Origin of the sequence: Sporosarcina sp. P25, assembly GCF_002743235.1 — a bacterium.
GTDB lineage: Bacteria > Bacillota > Bacilli > Bacillales_A > Planococcaceae > Sporosarcina > Sporosarcina ureae_B.
The window spans coordinates 1-18527 of sequence record NZ_PDYV01000004.1 but is presented as its reverse complement, the minus strand read 5'-3'; the positions used below and the strand labels follow the sequence as shown (position 1 = coordinate 18527).

Here is an 18527-nt window from a genome sequence, read left to right as displayed (position 1 = left end):
TTCAAAATCAGTGGGCCGGTATACGAGATACCGCCCCACGAATTTACTATTTTTTATCGTTCATTGATTGGAACATACTTTTGCATGCCTGGTCCAACGTACTCTGCACGTGGGCGGATCAAGCGGTTGTTTTCGTATTGCTCCAGGATATGTGCAATCCATCCTGAAAAACGAGAAACAGCAAAAATAGGTGTGAAAATATCATGATCGATGTCTAATGAATGATATACCGAAGCCGAGTAGAAATCAACATTTGGAGGCAATTTCTTTTCTCCAGTGACAATTGCTTCGATCTTTTCCGACATATTGTACCACTTTTCCTCACCGCGAAGAGTAGTCAATCGCTTAGACATTTCACGTAAATGCTTCGCACGTGGATCACCTTGACGGTATACACGGTGTCCGAAGCCCATGATTTTTTCTTTGTTAGCTAGCTTTTCACGAATATATGGCTCGACCTTATCTTCATCGCCGATTTCCATTAGCATATTCATAACCGCTTCGTTTGCACCGCCATGTAATGGACCTTTAAGAGCCCCGATTGCAGCAGTAACGCCGGAATACATATCAGATAGAGTAGCTACACATACGCGCGCTGTGAACGTGGATGCGTTCAGTTCGTGGTCTGCATGTAGTACAAGTGCTTTATTGAATGCTTCTTCAGCGATATCAGCAGGCTCTTCCCCAGAAAGCATGTAAAGGAAGTTTGCCGCATAGCTTAAACCTTTTTTAGGTGCTACTGGCTCTTGTCCTTTTCTGATACGTGCGAATGCAGTAACTACCGTTGCAACTTTAGCCTGAAGCTTAACTGCTTTATTGTAGTTTTCTTCTGGTGACATATCTTCCGCTTTTTCATCGTATAATCCTAGAAGTGAGACGGCTGTACGAAGTGCTGCCATTGGATGCACTTTGTCGATTGGATACGTTTTGAAGTGATCTAGAACCCCTTGTGGAACTTCTGCGTTATCTTCTAACTGCTGTTTCAATTCAGCTAGTTCCTTTTCGTTTGGCAAACGTTTGTGCCAAAGTAAATAAACTACTTCTTCAAAACTAGCATTTTCTGCTAAATCATCAATGCCATATCCTACGTATGTAAGAGTGTCATCGATAATGGAACTGATTTGAGTTTGTGCTGCCACGATACCTTCCAAACCTTTTGTTGCTGTCATGATATTCGCTCCTTCTTCCCAGTTTGGTCATCTCCTGAAGCGGAGTGCAGAACGATGACCATCTGCTAAATTATATTTTTATCTAAAACGCTTACAAAGACCATTATAAGCAACTTTAACGGTTTTGTGAATGGTTAAGATGTTTTTTATTTATTATTACCCGAAAGGAATGGACAAATCCGCATGATTTCCGTCGACTCCAAGCGTTTCCAAACCTATGTCCGTCAATGGTTACCGGCTGTATTAATCGTCATTTCTCTCATCGTGATTCCACCCGTAGGATTTGCGATAGTTTTCGCTTTCTTCACTGCTCCGCTCATGAATTCTTTAATTGCCCTTACAAAACTGCCGGCTTTTTTAGCTGCTTTACTCATAATGGGGGTGCTTGCCTCTTTAGTATACACCTTCCTATTCCTATCAATCAATGGATTGATTTCTGTCATTTGGACGATGGAAGATCAATTAGGGGTAATTATCGAAATGATGGATAGTCAAGGATGGAACCTACACGCGGCGGCAGAACAATTTATCCAATTAAGTCATGAAGCGATGGAAGGAATCATTAGTTTACTACAAAGAATGTTCCAGCAGATTTTTAGTACTTTTTTATTTATTATCGCGTACTTCTTCGCATTACGAGAAAGTGCTACCAATCGTTTTTGGTTTTTAGTGTACTTTCCTAAAAACTTCAGACAGGTAGCACGTAGGATTTTCGATAGGTCAAGCCGTTTGATGGGACATTTCTTTTCCGTTCAGATCCGATTATTTTTCATGACGTTTATTCTAATGGCCGCCGGTTTTTGGCTGTTGGATTTCGAGTCCTTCTTAACTAAAGCATTTCTGATTTCATTGGTCGATAGTATTCCATTCCTTGGGATCGGTCTGGTGTTTTTACCGATGATTGCCTTTTCCTTCTATATTGATGACATGCATTCGGCTATTGGCTTATTAGTTCTGTACATCATTTTATTAGTGTGTAGGCAAATGATTGAATCCATTCTTTGGGCACATGCATTTAAATTACGCACTGTCCATTCATTTGTCATTACCGCTTGTGCTGTTTATTTATTCGGATTATACGGTATCATGTTTTTACCATTCTTCTTATTTATCGCGTTGAAAGTTAAAGAACATCCTACATTTACATAACACGGATTTGACCGTTGCGTATTTTATTGTAGATCCACTTGACGATAAATGGGTACAGTATTTTGCGCGGGCCACTGAACAATAATACGAATCCAATAATGTCCGTAATAAAACCAGGTATTAGCAATAATAAACCACCTAGTAAAATACACACACTGTCTACTAATGCTTTACCTGGAGTTTCTCTATTGGCCATACGGACTTGTAAATCGCGCCATGCACGAAGCCCTTGTTTCTTTGCTAAATAAGCGCCACCAACTCCCGTTACGACAATAATCAAAATCGTAGGCAGGATACCGAGTGTTTTGCCTGAAACCATTAATAAAGCCAGCTCAGTTGTCGGTACAATAATAAATAATGCTACTAACCATTTCATATAGTGACCTCCAAAAAAGACCGCTTTCTCTTAACGAGAAGCGGTCTGTATATTTTTACAATACTTTTGCGTGACCGTTGTAGATGACGCCACTCGCTGCGTCCATTGTGATGTCACTGCCATTTTTAATAACAGATGTAATATTTTCCACACCTACGATAACAGGTATACCAAGACTCAAACCAACTACCGCGGCATGACTAGTCAAACCGCCCGTTTCTGTAATGATACCTGCACATCGTTCGAGCGCCGCAAACATATCACGGTCTGTAGAATGCGTAACCATGATGTCGCCTTCTTTAATTTGTGTCAATGCTTCTTGTGAATTCTTGATGATTTTCGCTTTACCGAAAGCAACGGTTTTGCCGATGCCTTGTCCACGACCAATTAAATCACCAATCACATGTAATTTCATCAAGTTCGTTGTACCCGCTTCACCAACCGGTACCCCCGCTGTGATTATGACTACATCCCCATGCGTTACATATTGGTTTTTTACACTCTCTTCGACTGATTCCTGAAGGATCCCGTCAATGTCGAGCGCTTTCTTTCCAATGATTGGATACACTCCCCAAACTAGTGTTAGTTTATTGGAAATAACTTCAGAACGTGTAACCGCAATAATGGGAACACCAGGACGGTATTTCGCGATCATCGTCGCGGTATGACCACTTTCAGTTGGTGCTAAAATCGCTTTTACATTCAAGTTTAGTGCTGTATAAGCCGCTGCTTGTCCAATTGCCTCTGTCAGATTCCCTTCTTTTTCTCTCGTTCTTGTGGAAACGACAGAATGGAAGTCCATGGATTCTTCAGTAGATAAAGCAATTTTGCACATTACTTTTACAGATTCGACCGGATATAATCCAGCCGCCGTTTCACCCGAAAGCATGATAGCATCTGAACCGTCCAAAATGGCATTGGCAACATCGCTTGCCTCCGCACGTGTAGGACGTGGGTTTCTTTGCATAGAATCCAACATTTGAGTGGCGGTAATAACCGGCTTACCATATTGGTTGCATTTACGAATCATCATTTTTTGTACTAAAGGAACTTCTTCAGCTGGAATTTCTACTCCTAGATCTCCACGAGCAACCATCAGACCATCAGATAATTGCAGGATTGCATCGAGGTTGTCGACACCTTCCTGGTTTTCAATCTTCGGTACGATATGGATATGTCCACCATTATTATTTTCAAGTAGTTCACGGATTTGAATGACGTCAGATGCACGACGTACAAACGAAGCCGCGATAAAATCGACGCCTTGTTCAATACCGAACAAGATATCTTCTTTGTCTTTATCCGTAATTCCCGGTAATTGAACGGAAACATTCGGAACGTTGACACCTTTATTATCTTTTAAAGGACCGGCGTTGATCACTTTTGTGTGGATCAAACCTTTTTCCGTATCTTTGCCTGTTACTTCAAGTTCAATTAACCCATCATCTAAAAGGACAAACGAACCACGGTCGACATCATGAATTAACTTTTCGTACGTAACAGAAAATGTTTCAGCAGTACCGAGTACTTCTTGCATCGAAATGTCTACTGCTTGTCCACGTACCAATTCGATTTGACCATCTTTCATTTTATGCGTCCGAATTTCAGGACCTTTAGTGTCAAGTAAAATTCCTACTACTTTTTCTTTTTCAGCTGCCGCTTTGCGGATTCTTTCGATACGTACTTTATGCTCTTCTTGGGTGCCATGGGAGAAGTTCAGGCGTGCTACGTTCATCCCTGCGTCAATCAGCTTTAAAAGTCCATCATATGATTCACTTGCCGGGCCGATTGTACACACAATTTTTGTCTTTCTCACTACTTATCGCTCCTCTGCGTCATGTCGACTCTGACTAATTAGATAGATAATGTTTCTGCCAAATCCACTAATGACAAGTCCAACTTTTCTCGTTTAATAAAGACTTCTTCTAAATTATAGTCTACCACTTTATGATTTCTCATACCAACAGCAGAACTTTTCTTTCCTGACAATAATATTTCAACAGCTCTTGCGCCGTATTGACTGGCTATTACTCGATCACGTGCCGATGGCGAGCCACCCCGTTGTATATGTCCTAAAATGGATACACGAGTTTCGACGCCCGCTTCTTTTTTCAAGATTTCTGCCAGTTGCGTAGCGGACATCATACCTTCAGCTAGTACGATAATACTGTGTTTTTTACCGCGATCTGTACTGTTCTTGAGGCGATTAACAATCGAGTGTACGTCAAATGGCTTCTCAGGTAGGATAATCGATTCTGCCCCTCCACCAAGACCTGCCCATAATGCTAAATCACCTGCGTCACGGCCCATTACTTCAATAATAAAAGAACGTTCATGCGATGTGGCAGTATCTCGGATTTTATCGATTGCTTCGACTACAGTATTCAATGCCGTATCAAACCCGATCGTGAATTCTGTACCGGTAATATCGTTATCAATTGTAGCAGGTACACACGCGCAAGGAACACCCAATTTAACGAGTTCATTGGCCCCCTTGAATGACCCATCTCCACCAATGACAACTAATCCCTCAATCGCGTGAAGCTTGATTTGCTCCAACGCTTTGGCACGACCTTCTTCCGTCATGAACTCCGGACATCTTGCAGATCGCAATATCGTTCCGCCACGCTGAATGATATCTCCGACTGAACCCAGTTGAAATTGTTCGATTTTACCGTCAATCAATCCTTGATAGCCATTGAATACACCGGAAACTTCTACTCCTTCAAAAAGGGCTTTCCTGACCACGGAACGAATTGCCGCATTCATTCCTGGCGCGTCGCCACCACTCGTTAAGACCGCAATTTTTTTCATGTCGATCCCATCCTTTAATCATGACTTGTATGTACGAGCAAAAGATGCGGTTGCCCGCATCTTTTATTCCGAAAAGACGCCAATATTCCGGAATTTATTGTATCGATTATCTATCAATTCATCTGCTGTCAATTCGCATAATGTCTTCAATGATCTTCGTAGCGTAGAACGGATTTCTAAAGACTGTTTGTTTGCATCTCGATGTGCTCCGCCAAGTACTTCGGGAATGATCTCATCAATAATATTCATCTCTTTCAAATCGGGTGCAGTGATTTTCATCGCTTCCGCCGCTTGTTTAGCAAGTGAAGGATCTTTCCACAAAATAGACGCTGCACCTTCAGGTGAAATAACAGAGTACGTGGAGTTTTCGAGCATATGGATATGGTTTGCTACACCTAGAGCGAGCGCACCTCCACTACCTCCCTCTCCAATAACGATGGAGATTACAGGGACTTTCAAACCAGCCATTTCAACCAAGTTACGTGCAATTGCTTCACTCTGTCCACGTTCTTCTGCCGCTTTACCAGGATATGCACCTTTTGTATCGATGAAACAAATAATAGGACGATGGAATTTTTCTGCTTGCTTCATTAGGCGAAGCGCTTTGCGATATCCTTCAGGATGTGGCATACCAAAGTTTCTTTTAACATTTTCTTTGGTGTCTTTTCCACGCTGATGTCCAATGATGGTTATAGGCATTTCTTCAAATGAAGCGATTCCACCGATTATGGCTTCATCATCTCCAAAGTTGCGATCTCCATGAAATTCGATAAAATCTTCGAACAAACGAGTAATATAATCCATTGTCGTCGGTCTTTCAGGGTGTCGCGCAACTTGTACACGATCCCAAGGCTCCATACTTTCATAGATATCTGTTTCCAATTTAGCTAGACGATTTTTCAAATTGACGATTTCAGAGGAAAGATCTACGTCATTAACTGCAGTATACTCTTCTAGTTCATTAATTTTTTCACGTAGTTTTACGATAGGTTCTTCAAATGCAAGTGTCTTACTCATACAAGTACAGCCCCCTTTCGTGCGTGAAGCTTCAAGATTTTACTCATTTCTTCTGGCATATCATTACGATGGACTACTGCGTCTAATTGTCCGTGACTCAATAAGAACTCGGCTGTCTGGAAATCTTCAGGCAGTTTTTCACGTACGGTTTGTTCAATTACCCGACGCCCTGCAAATCCGATCAAAGCTTTTGGCTCGGCTAAGTTAATATCACCAACTGAGGCAAAACTCGCAGATACGCCACCTGTTGTTGGGTACGTCATGATGGAAATATACAATAAACCTTTATTTGCATGTCTTTCAAGCGCAACACTTACTTTAGCCATCTGCATCAGACTGATTACGCCTTCTTGCATACGGGCGCCGCCACTTGCGGAAAAGATCATCATTGGAATCCCTAATTCAGTAGCTTTCTCTACAGCTCTAGTGATTTTTTCGCCAACAACCGATCCCATTGATCCCATACGGAAATGTGCATCCATGACCGCAACAGCTACTTGTGTACCTTGAATTTTTCCGACACCCGTTAGCACAGCTTCATTTAAACCTGTTGCTTTTGCATCGGCTTCTACTTTTTCTGTGTAAGAAGGGAAATCTAGCGGATTCTCTGTTTTCAAATGATCGTCCATTGATTCAAAGCTACCCTCATCAAATAAGTGATCGATCCGTTCTTGTGCCGTCATCTTATAATGATGCTGGCAAGAAGGGCAAACTTTACCATTCTTCAACAAGTCTTTTGTCAAAATCACGTGCTTGCACTCCGGACATTTCGTCATAATTCCTTCTGGCACATCTGCTTTACTCTTGGCAGAAGGCATTGTATGTTGGTCAACTTTTGGTTTCTTTTTGAATAATTCTTTGATACTCATTCTATTTCCCTTCTTTCTCCCTCAACTTGATTCATCCATTTTTCATAACAAATTAAGGCTTTTTCCTTATTACCTGCCATCATTTCATCCAGCAGTTCATGCACTATAGCTATTTCCTCATCAGCCTCAATAGCTATATCAAAAGAAACACCGCTATACTGTTTCAGTAAAAACCAAATTTTCAAGGAGAGTCGATTTTCAGTAGCGACAATGGTTTCGCGCACCATATCTTCACGCAAAAACACGGATTCTCCTTCTCTCAACTTACTTTGCATACCTACCCAAACAGGCAGCATGCGCAGTTCTTCATTTTCTGTGACCGTTGTAATAGCGGCCCGCTCATGGATCATCCTAGTTTCAACTACATCTTGGATGGACCGTGCTTGCTGCATAATAAACGTCGAGAGAACTTCCACTAATTGATGTTTTTTGAAATCGGATAGGAACGTCCCTTCACCACGCCTCGTCTCAATGAGGCCTAGCAATTCCATACTTCTTAACGCCTCGCGTACTGCTGTTCTACTTACTTGTAGCTTTTCTGCTAGGTGACGTTCAGATGGTAACCTATCGCCATATTCGATTTTTTGTTCGCTAATCAGTGATTGCAGTTCTCCGATAATATCCAAAAAACGCTTGGATGATGATTGTGAATTTTGCATGAGGAGAACTCCTTTTTCATACCTTCAACAGAGTGGTCTGACCACCCTGCATACAAGCATACAAAAAAGTCGGCACCACGTAAAGCAATTTCGTGAAATTACAAGTGTTTTTATTTCGTCATTTTTCTTACCGACTGAACGCTCGCTTAGTAAAAAGTCGAAGTATGGTCAATCGTGACGTGGATTGCGTCATGATTGACCAGAGTGGACTGTACTAGTATTTTCTTAACGTTTTTTTATTCTCCCGAAAGATTGAGCGGCAATACTTGTTCTACTATAAGTTGTACGGATTGATTTCGGAAATCAATGCTTCCTGAAATTTGAACAAATGCTCCCTCTTTTAAGTGGACGCTAATCTGCGTGTATTGTTTCGGAAATATAGTACAAGAAATTTCATCAGTCTCATCTTGTAACGTAAGAAATGCCATCGCTTCACCTTTTTTGGTACGAATCCTCCTGATCGACAAAATAATTCCCATACACTGCACTTTGGTTCCTTGCTGTAAAGAAAATAGAGAAGATATGGTCGCTATTTGACTGGGTGTATTTCGCTTCAATTGTTCAACAGGATGCTCAGACAAATAAAAACCTAAAGTATCATGTTCAAAACCGAGCATAGTCATTTGATCCATTGTGCCGCCCGGTGTATATTTCGGTTGCGAATTAAATTGAAACTGATCGCTTAATGCATCATCTCCTATGAAGAGCGCATGGGAATGTGCAGCATCTATTGAAGCGAGGAGCACTGAACGCTTCTGCTTAAAATCGTCAAGTGCACCTGCTTTAATTAATGGAATTATAGCTTTTTCTGTGAAATGATCAGCTCCAAGCGAGATCGCCATGTCAAACATGGAAGACCAGCTCCCCTTTTCACGCGCTGCAGCTAATTGCTGGTAAAAAGCGAACGTGACTCCTTTTATAGCGCCTAAGCCAAGACGAACCGCATGTCCTTCGACTGTATGTGAATAGCGGCTTTTCGTGACAGACGGAGGTAGTATCGGAATACCTTTTGCTTTCATTTCACGAATTACTTCTGTCATTTTATCTTTACTTCCAGTTAAAGAAGATAAAAAAGCTGCATAAAAATACGTCGGTTCATTTGCTTTGAAAAATGCCAGCCGATAGGAAATCAATGAATAAGCCACCGCATGGCTTTTGGGAAATCCGTAATCCGCGAATTTAACGATCAAATTATAGACATTGTTTGCCTTCACTTGATCAAATCCTTTTTTACGCGCTCCCGCAGTAAAGTGCTGTCTTTCTTCTTCCAATACTTGCTGATTCTTCTTACTGATTGCGCGTCTCAGAAGATCGGCTTCCGCCATGGTGAAGCCTGCAATATCCACAGCGATTTTCATGATTTGTTCTTGATAAATAATAATCCCGAATGTTTCAGCTAGAATCGGTTCGACCTCGGGTATGTCATATACAGTCGGTTCGTGTCCATTTTTCCGACGGCTATAAAGTGGTATAAACTCCATAGGACCCGGACGATACAAGGCGTTGACTGAGTATATATCTTTAAAGTTATCTGGCTGTATCGTTCGCAAGGCGCGGCGCATGCCAGGTGATTCAAACTGGAAGATGCCTGTTGTATCCCCTGCTTTGAATAATGTATATGTCGCTTGATCATGGAGTGGTATCTGTTCGAAGTCAATAACCTGCTTTTTATTATATTGAATCATGGCACGGATTCTATCGAGTAGAGTTAAGTTCCGCAACCCAAGGAAGTCCATTTTCAGTAAACCGACTTCTTCTACGTCCTTCATCGCCCATTGCGTCAGGAACACTTCGTCAGATCCCATTTGCAGTGGAACGTAATGAACAAGTGGTTTCGCGGCAAGAACAACACCAGCAGCATGAGTGGATGCATTTCTCGGTAAATCTTCTAAACGTTCTGCTGCTTGTTGCCACATTTCTCTTCGTGGCTCCACTTGAATCCAGTCACGTAATTTCTTGGACTGCCTGATCGTCTCTTTAAACGATTGTCCACTATTCAATTCATTGGACATGAAACGAACTTCTTCAGGTGTAAAATCCAATACTCTGGCCACATTTCGTGCAACGGCTTTCGTTGAAAGTGTACCGAAAGTGATAATCTGTGCGACATATTGTTTGCCGTACGTATCCGCCACATAATTTACGACTTCCGTTCTGCGATGATCTGCGAAATCGATATCTATATCGGGCATGGTCACTCGTTCCGGATTCAAGAAGCGTTCGAATAACAATCCGTATTTAATAGGATCTACTTCTGTGATACCAAGTGCAAATGCAACTAAAGAGCCAGCTGAAGATCCACGTCCCGGACCAACCAAAATTCCTTCCGTTTTTGCGTAACGTACATAGTCTTCTACAATTAGGAAATAATCTGTAAAGCCCATTTGTTCGATAATCATTAATTCATAACGCAGTCGTTCTTCATATTCTGAAGATAGTGTCTGAAAACGTTGTTGCAATCCTAACCGACAATGTTCTTCCAGCAAATCAATGGGTAGTGTGCCTTCTACCACAGGAAACTTTGGAAGTAAAAAATCTTCTTTCTGGATCGCTACATCACAGGAATTCATAATGTGTTCCGTTGTCTGTAACCATTCTGGATACTCTTTGAACCAATTAGAAAGTTCTTGTTGTTCAGGCAAAAATGCTTGTCGATAACGATTAGGCGGTTTTTTTGAATCATTTAATTTATAGCCTTTACGAATGGCTGTTGCGACTTCATAAGCTGGAAAATCTTCTTTATGTAGAAAGCGTGTTTCGTGACAAGCAGCTATTGACAACTGACTTTCTTCACTCAACTGAATGATCGCTTCTTCATCAGTATGTGCTCTTCCACCCGGTCGGCTAATTCCAATAAATGTTGACGCGCTAGAAACGTTCTCCGTCAGGTTCTGCAGTACGTGTAGATTACGCGCGTTCGCCCATGATGAGTCCGTCATCGCACAGATGATGATGCATCCTTCCCTATAGGCTTGGAGCCAATTCAGCGGTAAGTTTTCTTCTTGACGTGTCGAAATAGCGCTGCTCATTTTCATTAGATTGGAAAAACCTATTTCGTTTTGTGCATATATGTATACAAGCACTTCATGATCTTCGATTTCTAACATAACGGATAAGCCAATTATCGGTCGGATGCCGTATTTAGTTAACATTTTACTAAACGATCGAACACCGTATAATTTGCTATTGACGATAGCAGCAGAAGAAGCCCCTCTTTTTTGCAAAAGAGGAGCCAGTTCATCTAACTTTACGATTCCACGCAATAGATCTGCGCCAGTTATAATTTGCGGATACATCAGGTTCATTTCAATCCCTCAGCTCTGCTTAATAGTTTCTGCAAAGTTCTTGCAGTTTAACGATGATTTCATCTACTTCTGTCCATGAATATGCGGAAGCGCCTGACGCTAATGGATGACCGCCACCATTGTGCTGCATCGCTAATGTATTGATAACAGGACCTTTCGAACGTATGCGGACACGGATTTGGTTCTGTTCTTCAATAAAGATGATCCACGCGCAAATTCCTTTCACTTCTCCAAGTGACCCAACTAGCTGAGACGTCTCCGATACAGTTACATCGAACTGCTTCAAGATTTCTTGAGTTAATTTAATATAAGCCGCGCCATTTTCATCAATCGTAAAGTTTTGGTAGATATATCCTTGCAAATGCAAGATTTTACGGTCCATCTCATACATGCCCGCGAACAATTTCGTTCGATCAAAAGGTTGCTTGATTAACGAGCTAGCTACTTCAAAAGTCTTTTCAGTTGTGCTCGGGAACATAAAACGGCCTGTATCCCCAACAATTCCTGCGAATAAAAAGCGTGCCGCTTCCGGGGAGATTTCCCACCCGTATGATGCTTGCCCTTCTTCATATAATGTATAAATCATTTCTGAACAAGAACTTGCTTCTGTATTCACCCAACGCTCATCGCCGTACGGGTCTTCATTCGGGTGATGATCGATTTTCAATAACCATGCACCTTTGTCATAAGATGATCCATCAATTCGACCCGTGTTCGCCGTATCCGTAACGATGACAAGCGCACCTTCGTAGTCTGATTCTGTCACGGTATTCGGTTCACCTAAATAACTCAACAGCTCATCATGCATACCGGCTGCGAGTACTTGCTTTTGCGGATAATTCTTTTCAATAAGTGCTTTCAACCCCATTTGTGACCCGTATGCATCTGGATCAGGTCGGACGTGACGATGAATGATAATTTTTTCGTATTTCTCAATTGTGTCAATGATTTGTCGTTTCATCTATATTCCCCCAGGTTTCTGTACAAGTATTCGCATTTCCCATTAAAAGCCGCTACAATATATAATGAACCTTAACGCGTAGGTAGAAGGTTATTTTGTATGTAATGGAGGCTTTTTTTGATGGAAATGGTTAATTTTATTTTTGTTTTTGGTATCGTCGCTTGCGGCGTATTCTATTTCGTTTTCAAAACACGCCAATTCCGCACGAACCATATGTTTCCCATCCGTAAAAAGATGTATGCAAGTTTGGCAGGCACAGCACTTGGCGGCCTATTGATCTTCTTTGGAATCAATCAATTGCTCATTTTTGATGGCACACTAACCTATATCGTGTCAGCTATATTCATTTTATTCGGCGGATATGTTGCCATATTTAACTTTAACGCCCAGAAACATTATAAGCAGTTTGTTGCGGAAGAACGTAATCTAAACAAAGCTGATGTCAATTGACATCAGTTTTTTATTTCTCAAAGAGCTGGAAAGTCCCCATAGCCTTCGCTACAATACCATCGTTTGATGTTAATTCGATTTCCAGTTTGATGAATCGTCGACTTGAATGAATAATTTTTGGCTCTACTGTTACCGTTGCGCCCAGCTGAACTTGTTTGATGAAATAAATTGTCACATTCTCGGGCACGCTTTCGCCACGTTTTTGAAGCTTAATCGTACGGCTGCCTGCTTCTGTCAAGATCGTCAGCATCGCTCCGTAAGATAATGAACCAAATTGATTGGTCATCTGCGGCACAACGGAAAACTCTATTTTTTCAGGCGAATTGGCAATGGCTTTCATTTGATTCTTGACGATGTCGTCAATTGTTTCCCCTTGTTGCGGTTGACGTTGTGTCATTTGCAATGCCTTCAAGACATCTTGACGACTGATGATTCCTTCAAGAACGCCAGCATCATTCACGACAGGCATTAAATCAATACCTTCCCAAATCATACTGTGTCCTGCTGACGCAACACTCATTTTCCCATTTACAGTAATCGGTTCAGGTGTCATCACTTTCCCAATCGTTTCTTCGTCTGGGTTGCTGACGACATCGCGCGAAGTAATAATCCCGACTAATGTTCCGTCGGATTTTACAACAGGGTAGGCTGAGTGCGATGTTTGGTGATTCACTTCGTAAAATTGATCGACTGAATCCTCAGGCGATAATGTCACCGTACTGGCAAGTGGTGTCAAAATATCCTCCACTAACAAAATCTCTTTTTCAATCAACTGATCATAAATCGCTCGGTTCAGCATAGTCGCAACTGTGAACGTATCATAACTTGTGGAAATAACCGGCAAATTCATTTCGTCTGCCAGTTGCTTCACTTCATCCGTCGCATCGAAGCCCCCCGTTACGAGGACAGCTGCCCCTGCTTTAATCGCAATTTCATGCGCTTTCAAACGGTTTCCTACAATCAACAGACTGCCCGCATCGATATAGCGAATCATATCCTCGAGCTGCATGGCTCCTACTACAAATTTCGTTAATGTTTTATGTAATCCATCACGGCCACCCAGCACAACACCGTCTACGATGTTGATGACTTCTGCAAATGTTAGACGTTCAATGTTTTCTTTTTTCTTTTTTTCAATTCGGATTGTACCTACACGTTCAATTGTATTGACCAGTTTCTGGTTTTCCGCTTCTTTTATTGCACGGTAAGCGGTTCCATCACTGACTTCTAATACTTTCGCAACTTGGCGAACGGAGATCTTTTCTCCCACTGCCAAGCTTTCGATATAACGCAAAATCTGCTCGTGTTTAGTTGACATGATTTCACCTTTTTCTTCGACCTGATGTAAGGTTTCGGCTTTTTGATAATCATACCATAAATTCATCCAAAAAACGGTCTAAGACACGAACAATGCGCCTTAGACCGTAATTATTTTTTATGTTTTACAGTTCGATGAATTCCCCGGGTTCCATTATTTTCACTTCATGATTCTTGACGAGTGATTTGAAATCTTCAGGATCTACTTCAATTGGCGGGAATGTATTGAAGTGGACCGGAACGGTTAGCTTCGGTTTTAGCAATTCGACTGCTTTTGCAGCATCTTTAGGACCCATTGTGAAGTTATCGCCAATAGGTAAGAATGCCACATCAATTCCTTCTTCCCCATACAGTTTCATATCACTAAACAGTGAAGTATCTCCTGCATGATAGATGACTTGATCTTCTATCGTCAATAGTAAACCAGCGGGCATACCTGTATAAATAATTTCATTGTCTTCCGTTGTATAGGAAGAGCTATGGAATGCCTGTGTATATTTCACAGTGCCGAAATCAAACTCTTTTGCTCCGCCGATGTTCATTCCATGCGTATTCAATCCTTGGAGTCCAAGGTATACGGCCAACTCATTCGGGGCCACGACTAAGATATCTTCTCTTTTGGCAATATCCAGCGTGTCGCCTACATGGTCATTATGTCCGTGTGTCAATAAAATCACGTCAGGCTTTTCATCATCCGCTTGTAGATCCGTTAATTTATTACCTGTAATGAAAGGATCGATTAAAATCGTCTTTCCTTTTGTCTCAATTTTTACGATCGAATGACCATGGTATGAGATTTTCACAACGATCACACTCCTCTTTCTAATGAACTACTCTATCTATACCTTCTACAAAACAGCTTAAAACCCTCTTTTTTGTTATACTAACCATTACAGAGGAGGTTTTATTTTGACGAACATTCAAAAAGTACAAAATTTCTTAGAGAAACATGATATTGAAGCAGCACTCATAACGAACCCGGATAATATATTTTATCTGACTGATTTCCGTAGCGATCCTCATGAACGCTTACTAGGTGTAGTCGTTTTTAAAGAAGCGGATCCATTTGTACTTTGTCCTGCGATGGAAGTTCCGGATGTAAAAGCAATCGGTTGGCAGTATGACGCTATCGGCTATAAGGATACGGATAATGCGTTCGAATTTTTAGAGCAAGCCATCAATGAACGAATCTCCACATTCTCGTTACTCGCAATCGAAAAAGAACATGTAACGGTTGATCGTTACGAAATTTTGCAAGAGCGTTTTCCAACTCTACAGTTTGCCAAGTTAGATGATGAACTAGCCAATAATCGTCTAATCAAAGATGATGTGGAACTTCAACACTTACGTAAAGCAGCTGAATTGGCAGATTATGCGATAGAAGTAGGTTGCAATGAAATCGCGGAAGGTAAAACCGAGCTGGAAATAGTCCAAGCTGTAGAGCAAGCCGTGAAACAAAAAGGTGCAGAGAAGATGTCATTTGATACAATTATCGTTTCGGGCACGAAAACTGCTTCTCCGCATGGTATTCCAGGCGAGAAAAGAATTGAAAAAGGTGATTTCATCTTATTTGACTTAGGCGTTGTGTATAAAGGATACTGCTCTGACATCACGCGTACGATTGCATTTGGCGAGCCTACAGAGGAGAAGCGTAAGATTTATGAGACGGTCAAGAAAGCACAGCAAGCAGCGATTGACGTAGTACGTCCGGGTACATTGGCTAGAGAAGTCGATCTTGCCGCTCGATCCATAATTGAAGAAGCGGGTTATGGTGAGTTATTCCCGCATCGGATTGGCCATGGTCTTGGTATTTCTGTCCATGAGTTCCCTTCTTTAACGGGTACGAATGATATGCCACTTCAGGAAGGCATGGTATTTACAATTGAACCGGGTATTTATGATCCGACCATCACAGGCGTACGGATTGAAGATGATTTGTATGTGACAAACGATGGCGTCGAAGTGTTAACAAAGTTCCCTAAGGATTTGCTAGTTGTCGGGGAGTAAAAAGGGAAAAGAAAAAACTGAAGACAGATTCCCATTCAGGGAGTTGTCTTCAGTATTAGGTTGCTACATTATGTAGTGGCCTATTTTCAATCGTTTAAATAGTTTCTAGTACATCTTCAACATTCACGTATTCCAGTTCTTGTGCTTCTGCTACTGCCTGGTACGTAATGTGCCCAGCTAGTGTGTTGATCCCTTTGCGCAGCGCTTCGTTGTCTGCACATGCCTTTTTGACACCTTTGTTAGCTATTTGAAGAGCATAAGGGATCGTGACGTTTGTCAGTGCCATGGTAGATGTTTGTGGAACTGCACCTGGCATGTTCGCTACTGCGTAATGAATGACACCATGTTTTGTGTATGTTGGCTCATCGTGCGTAGTGACACGGTCAGATGTTTCAAAAATTCCACCTTGATCAATGGCGATATCAATCACTACAGAGCCTGGGCTCATGGATTTCACCATTTCTTCTGTTACGAGAGTTGGCGCTTTTGCACCTGGAATCAGAACACAACCGATTACCAAGTCTGCGTCTTTTACTGCTTTAGCGATGTTAAATGGATTGGATACTAATGTTTGAATATGCTCTCCGAAGATTTCATCTAGCTGACGTACACGCTCAACCGACAAATCCAAGATCGTTACATGCGCACCAATCCCGATTGCAACACGCGCAGCATTCGTACCTGCTTGTCCGCCACCAATGATCGTGATTTTCCCACGCGATACACCTGGTACTCCAGCAAGCAAAATCCCTTTGCCGCCTTTTGTCTTTTCCAAATACTGTGCACCGATTTGCGTTGCCATCCGGCCTGCCACTTCACTCATTGGTGCTAGTAGAGGCAACCCACCACTAGGTAATTGAACTGTTTCATAAGCTATTGCTGTTACTTTTTTGTCGAGTAATGCTTGTGTTAGTTTTAACTCGGGTGCTAAATGAAGATACGTAAATAGAATTAATCCTTCACGGAAATACTGATATTCGGATTCTGCGGGTTCTTTAACTTTCAGTACCATATCCGCTTCCCACGCTTCAGCCGCTGTGTCGACAATTGTCGCGCCCGCATCTTTATACTCTTCATCTTGGAAACTTGAGCCGATTCCAGCACCTTTTTCGATTACTACTTCATGACCAGCTGTTAGTAAAGTTAGAACACTTGCAGGGGCTATTGCCACTCGGTTTTCATTATTTTTAATCTCTTTCGGAACACCTATACGCATGCAAAATCCTCCTAGAATTGTAATTTCTTTAAATTTCCTATTTTCTGATCTCTTTGTCGATTAATAACTATTTAATCTTATCAGAAAATAGATGATTTTACCTCTTTTTTTCAACGTTTTCCATATAAACTTCATTTTCTAAATTTTGATAAAATATTTCGACAAAAAAAGAAGGACTCTCATAAACTATGGAGAATAAGAATACTGTAGAAAGATTTTATTTTTAAGGATGGAGTGATAAAATGGCACTTACTTACAAAGACATCATCGTAGCCGTGGATGGTTCAGATGAGGCAAAATGGGCTTTCAAGAAAGCGATCGCAATTGCAGATCGTAACGATGCAACTCTTCACTTGATCAATATCATTGATACGCGTTCTTACGCGGCGGTTGAAGCGTACGATCGTTCCATCGCAGAACGTGCACAGAAATACGCTGAAGAATTGTTAACTGATTACCGTAAAGAAGCGGTTGAAGCAGGTGTAGCGAATGTGGAGATTCACGTAGAATATGGTTCTCCTAAGACGTTGATTCCACGTGATATCGCGAAGAAGCTTCATGCAGATTTAATCATCTGTGGTGCTACAGGGTTAAACCGTGTAGAACGTTTCTTAATCGGAAGTGTTTCTGAGAATATCGTTCGTTCTGCGAAGTGTGATGTACTTGTTGTACGTACTCCAGAACATCTACAAGGCTAATGCAACTAAAGGCTGTCCAAGAAGTCGTTCATTCGATTTCTTGTGGCAGTTTTTTTGTTCTCGCGTATGTTGCTAGAGAAATAGTATGAGGGGCAGGCACCGTTGACCGACATTCCAGGCGGACGCTTTCCCATGGGCGTGGCTTGAGCCGCTTCCTACGCTTCGCTTCGTCCAGGGTCTCAAGACTCACGCTGATCCATCGGGAGTCGCCGCCTGGAATGTCGATCAACTAGTTTACGTCTCGTATAATAGTAACGTGTATAGATTCCCACTCCAACCAAATGAACGTTCCTTCAAAGTTAGCTTAGCATAGAGACATTCGCAAGCGTCTTAGTGATTGCAGTGAAAATACGCTAATACGATCTAATAAAAGTCCCGACTGTCAGGTAAAATGTACCCTATAAGATAGACACTTTGAAAAAAGTCTATCCTATAGGGTACTTTTGTTTATAATGAATAAAAAGATGTGGGAGCGGATGAATGTGACTGAACGATTGTTTACCTTAAAAGAACAAGCACG

The 18527-nt window shown here is 41.6% G+C and carries 16 protein-coding genes; 4 read left to right on the top strand and 12 right to left on the bottom strand.

Features of this window, described 5'->3' with window-relative positions:
- Window positions 1–53: 53 nt before the first annotated feature.
- Window positions 54–1169 carry a citrate synthase gene (gene citZ, locus CSV70_RS04930; protein WP_099626783.1) on the bottom strand — a complete coding sequence of 372 codons (1116 nt, stop codon included), beginning with the start codon at window positions 1167–1169 and terminating at the stop codon, window positions 54–56.
- Between the two features lie 183 nt (window positions 1170–1352).
- Here citZ and CSV70_RS04925 point away from each other — a divergent pair, with 183 nt between their 5' ends.
- Window positions 1353–2318 carry an AI-2E family transporter gene (locus CSV70_RS04925; RefSeq protein WP_085131208.1) on the top strand — a complete coding sequence of 322 codons (966 nt, stop codon included), beginning with the start codon at window positions 1353–1355 and terminating at the stop codon, window positions 2316–2318.
- Here the strand turns inward: CSV70_RS04925 and CSV70_RS04920 are convergent.
- From CSV70_RS04920 to CSV70_RS04885, 8 genes are all read right to left on the bottom strand, one after another.
- The gene (locus CSV70_RS04920) at window positions 2311–2694 is read right to left on the bottom strand and encodes an FxsA family protein (protein ID WP_085131209.1); all 384 of its coding nucleotides are present in this window, start codon (window positions 2692–2694) and stop codon (window positions 2311–2313) included. The two genes, CSV70_RS04925 and CSV70_RS04920, sit on opposite strands and share 8 nt — an antisense overlap.
- A 55-nt stretch (window positions 2695–2749) precedes the next feature.
- A complete protein-coding gene (gene pyk, locus CSV70_RS04915; protein ID WP_099626782.1) occupies window positions 2750–4510 on the bottom strand; it encodes a pyruvate kinase in 1761 nt (586 codons plus the stop codon).
- Between the two features lie 38 nt (window positions 4511–4548).
- On the bottom strand, window positions 4549–5508 hold the full coding sequence (pfkA, locus tag CSV70_RS04910) for a 6-phosphofructokinase (RefSeq protein ID WP_085131211.1): 960 nt from the start codon (window positions 5506–5508) through the stop codon (window positions 4549–4551).
- 63 nt (window positions 5509–5571) lie between these two features.
- On the bottom strand, window positions 5572–6525 hold the full coding sequence (accA, locus tag CSV70_RS04905) for an acetyl-CoA carboxylase carboxyl transferase subunit alpha (protein WP_085131212.1): 954 nt from the start codon (window positions 6523–6525) through the stop codon (window positions 5572–5574).
- The gene (gene accD / locus CSV70_RS04900) at window positions 6522–7394 is read right to left on the bottom strand and encodes an acetyl-CoA carboxylase, carboxyltransferase subunit beta (protein WP_085131213.1); all 873 of its coding nucleotides are present in this window, start codon (window positions 7392–7394) and stop codon (window positions 6522–6524) included. Before accD ends, accA begins: the two co-directional genes overlap by 4 nt.
- Window positions 7391–8053: a FadR/GntR family transcriptional regulator gene (locus CSV70_RS04895; RefSeq protein ID WP_085131214.1), complete on the bottom strand. Its 663-nt coding sequence runs from the start codon at window positions 8051–8053 to the stop codon at window positions 7391–7393. Before CSV70_RS04895 ends, accD begins: the two co-directional genes overlap by 4 nt.
- A gap of 236 nt (window positions 8054–8289) precedes the next feature.
- Window positions 8290–11358, bottom strand: coding sequence for a DNA polymerase III subunit alpha (locus CSV70_RS04890; protein WP_099628341.1), 3069 nt, complete (start codon window positions 11356–11358; stop codon window positions 8290–8292).
- Between the two features lie 19 nt (window positions 11359–11377).
- Window positions 11378–12319 (bottom strand): DHH family phosphoesterase, encoded by a 942-nt coding sequence (locus tag CSV70_RS04885; protein WP_099626780.1) that lies wholly within the window; start codon window positions 12317–12319, stop codon window positions 11378–11380.
- A gap of 120 nt (window positions 12320–12439) precedes the next feature.
- Here CSV70_RS04885 and CSV70_RS04880 point away from each other — a divergent pair, with 120 nt between their 5' ends.
- Window positions 12440–12769 carry a YtpI family protein gene (locus CSV70_RS04880; RefSeq protein ID WP_085131217.1) on the top strand — a complete coding sequence of 110 codons (330 nt, stop codon included), beginning with the start codon at window positions 12440–12442 and terminating at the stop codon, window positions 12767–12769.
- A gap of 10 nt (window positions 12770–12779) precedes the next feature.
- Here CSV70_RS04880 and CSV70_RS04875 read toward each other — a convergent pair whose 3' ends face one another.
- Complete coding sequence (locus CSV70_RS04875; protein ID WP_085133541.1) at window positions 12780–14087, bottom strand: DRTGG domain-containing protein; 1308 nt, start codon at window positions 14085–14087, stop codon at window positions 12780–12782.
- Window positions 14088–14211: 124 nt separating this feature from the next.
- The gene (locus tag CSV70_RS04870) at window positions 14212–14889 is read right to left on the bottom strand and encodes a metal-dependent hydrolase (RefSeq protein ID WP_099679257.1); all 678 of its coding nucleotides are present in this window, start codon (window positions 14887–14889) and stop codon (window positions 14212–14214) included.
- A gap of 106 nt (window positions 14890–14995) precedes the next feature.
- Here CSV70_RS04870 and CSV70_RS04865 point away from each other — a divergent pair, with 106 nt between their 5' ends.
- On the top strand, window positions 14996–16093 hold the full coding sequence (locus CSV70_RS04865; protein ID WP_085131219.1) for a M24 family metallopeptidase: 1098 nt from the start codon (window positions 14996–14998) through the stop codon (window positions 16091–16093).
- Between the two features lie 94 nt (window positions 16094–16187).
- Here CSV70_RS04865 and ald read toward each other — a convergent pair whose 3' ends face one another.
- Window positions 16188–17309, bottom strand: coding sequence for an alanine dehydrogenase (gene ald / locus CSV70_RS04860; protein WP_099628339.1), 1122 nt, complete (start codon window positions 17307–17309; stop codon window positions 16188–16190).
- 242 nt (window positions 17310–17551) lie between these two features.
- On the opposite strand from ald, the gene CSV70_RS04855 reads away from it, so the two are divergent.
- Entirely contained in the window at window positions 17552–18007 is a 456-nt protein-coding gene (locus CSV70_RS04855; protein ID WP_085131221.1) for a universal stress protein, read from the top strand.
- The last annotated feature ends 520 nt before the right edge of the window (window positions 18008–18527 follow it).